The organism is Pseudomonas sp. HR1 (genome assembly GCF_030175875.1).
GTDB lineage: Bacteria > Pseudomonadota > Gammaproteobacteria > Pseudomonadales > Pseudomonadaceae > Chryseomonas > Chryseomonas oryzihabitans.
In genome coordinates this window covers 1-574 of record NZ_JASNRF010000075.1, presented here as the reverse complement: position 1 = coordinate 574, position 574 = coordinate 1, and the positions used below count along the sequence as shown (strand labels likewise).

Genomic DNA, 574 nt, shown 5'->3' with positions numbered 1-574 from the left:
ACCGGCGCGTTGATGCGAAGGCGGCCACTTGGTGTGCCCCGAGTGAGGGCCGCCAGGTTCTCGGCAGACTGCATGTCTGCAAGGATCAGTTTTGCTCGCGGGTAGAACGCCCTGCCGAAGTCGGTGAGGCTTTGCCTGCGCGTAGTCCGGTGCAGCAGGGAAACACCCAGATGTTGTTCGAGCATTTTCACCTGATTCCCTACCAATTGAGGGGACAGATTCAGGTCGTCCGCAGCGGCGCTGAATGAACCCAGCTCAACTGTTTTGACGAACGTGGCCATCTGGGTCAGGCGATCCATTATAAACACTCTGTTTCTAGTAATGCGCCATCGTAGGCCTTTATCTAGCGCCAACCAATGACTAAATTTTCGTCACCTTTCGAGTGACCGGATACCTTCCGGATGTACGTCGAGACCCATTGATAAACGAGATATCTATGATGGCACGCATTGTCAGAATTCATGAATACGGTGACGCCAGCGTTCTGAAGCTGGAAGATCTGGAAGTATCGGCACCAGCAGCAAACGAGGTGCAAATTAGTGTTAAAGCCATTGGCTTGAACCGAGCCGAAGTG

At 53.1% G+C, this 574-nt stretch carries 1 protein-coding gene and 1 pseudogene; one reads left to right on the top strand and one right to left on the bottom strand.

The window, feature by feature from the left end:
* Positions 1–299, bottom strand: a 299-nt coding sequence (locus QKY98_RS23670) for a LysR family transcriptional regulator (protein ID WP_284671713.1), incomplete at its 3' end; no start/stop codon positions are given.
* Positions 300–439: 140 nt separating this feature from the next.
* On the opposite strand from QKY98_RS23670, the pseudogene QKY98_RS23665 reads away from it, so the two are divergent.
* Positions 440–574, top strand: a pseudogene (locus QKY98_RS23665) (NADPH:quinone reductase); the annotation flags it as partial.